Origin of the sequence: Pedobacter sp. AK013, from assembly GCF_014205835.1 — a bacterium.
In the GTDB taxonomy this organism is placed as follows: domain Bacteria; phylum Bacteroidota; class Bacteroidia; order Sphingobacteriales; family Sphingobacteriaceae; genus Pedobacter.
This window is the reverse complement of record NZ_JACHCQ010000081.1, coordinates 1-1,682: the sequence shown is the minus strand read 5'-3', so window position 1 is coordinate 1,682 and position 1,682 is coordinate 1. Positions and strand designations below refer to the sequence as shown.

The following is a 1,682-nucleotide window of genomic DNA, read 5'->3' as shown; positions in this document are numbered from 1 at the left end:
AAACCCCTTTTTTTCCTCTTTCCTCTATTTCAATACGCCGATGTTGATCAGCTTTCCGTCCTTCCGAACCGGGCTGCAAAGGTAGCAATCTTTTCTTCATCCGCAACATTTATTTTAAAATAAATATTGACCCACTCGCGCTAATGCCATCCTTTCAATCAAAACCCTTCCTCCGAAGCGGGATGCAAAAGTAGAAAAAATTAATGCTTCTGCAAAGCTTTCCTTATAGAATAGTGCGGGCTTTAACGTAACCACATGGTTTTCAACAGGAAAAAATGTTGCGCAGCATAAAACTTTTTGAGCGAAAGGGTGTTTAACGTTGCCCTGTAAATATTGCAGATTTCAATAACGTTCAGAATCTGGTTTAATAAAAAGATCCTGAAACAAGTTCAGGATGACGGATCTGCTGGATAAACGCACTAAACTTCCGAAGTTTCCTCTGCACCCAGCCCTTTAAAACTTCGGAAGCACCTGCCCACCTAAACCCGATAGCAGCAGAAAACCCGAAGGTGAGGAACGAACCAAGGCTTTGCAGCGCATAGCGGGAACAAACCTATATAGGTAGTACTAACCCTGCTTTGCTAAAAATAATAACTAAGCTAACCTGCAAAATGGAATAACTTCCACCTTCCTTATGCTCTGATAATAGCTAAAAGTTTTTTACCTGCAGTTACAACAAGCACTGAAGCAAGTCCGGCTGTTAACCCAAAAGTAAATTCTCTAAGAATCGAAGGCAAAATATGAAGAACATGATGTAGAAAACCAATATTATGTACAAAAATCCCACCCGAAACCAAGATCAACGCTACCGTGCCTACAATACTTAATATTTTTATTAAAATTGGTAAAGAACGAACCAATAGGCTTCCGATAAATGAAAATATTCCCTTTTCACCAGAGGCCTTTATTAAGCGATATCCGGCATCATCCATCCTTACAATAATTGCTACAATACCGTAAACACCAACGGTAGCCAATAAGGCTATAGCTGAAACGGTTATAATCTGTATAAGCAGCTTTTCTTCGAGCACACTTCCCAAAGCAATAATTACAATTTCTATTGATAGAATAAAATCTGTAACGACAGCGGATCTAATCTTTGCTTTTTCTGCTACCTCCCCCTCCTGGATAACTTCTTTTGCCTCTACATGCAGGGGTTTTGATCGATGAAAAAAATATTCAACAACTTTTTCTACTCCTTCATAAGCCAGATATAGTCCGCCTAGTATTAAGATTATTTTAATTGCTATCGGGAAAAAGAAATTGAGTAATAGCGCAATGGGAACAATAATAAGCTTATTCAAAAATGATCCCTTGGTGATTGCCCACAGTACCGGCAATTCTCTCGAAGAAAGAAAACCGGTTGATTTTTCCGCATTTACCGCCAAATCATCTCCCAAAATACCTACAGTTTTCTTGGCCGCCACCTTAGCTGTTACTGCTACATCGTCCATTAAAGCACCTATATCATCTAAAATCGCAAAAAAACCTGAAGCCATAACTAAAATCAATTGTGCTGCAAAATATTAAATCCTTTTCAGATTTAGACAATCATATTCAAATCTTCAAGCTATATGGGTTAAATAGTGGATCAAGCGGAAAAGTTGGGGGGATGTTTTAAGCATATATTTTCGACAATCTGAATAAGAAGAATTTAATATCCCTTACACCTCTTGAGGTTG

The 1,682-nt window shown here is 38.3% G+C and carries 1 protein-coding gene; it reads right to left on the bottom strand.

The genetic code is table 11. From position 1 onward, the window contains the following. Window positions 1-632: 632 nt before the first annotated feature. The gene (locus HDC90_RS25255) at window positions 633-1,499 is read right to left on the bottom strand and encodes a DUF808 domain-containing protein (RefSeq protein WP_184471413.1); all 867 of its coding nucleotides are present in this window, start codon (window positions 1,497-1,499) and stop codon (window positions 633-635) included. Window positions 1,500-1,682 lie beyond the last annotated feature (183 nt).

Coding starts and splice junctions, on each gene's coding strand:
- HDC90_RS25255 (WP_184471413.1), bottom strand. CDS start 1,499: ATGGCTTCAGGTTTTTTTGCGATTTTAGATGATATAGGTGCTTTAATG.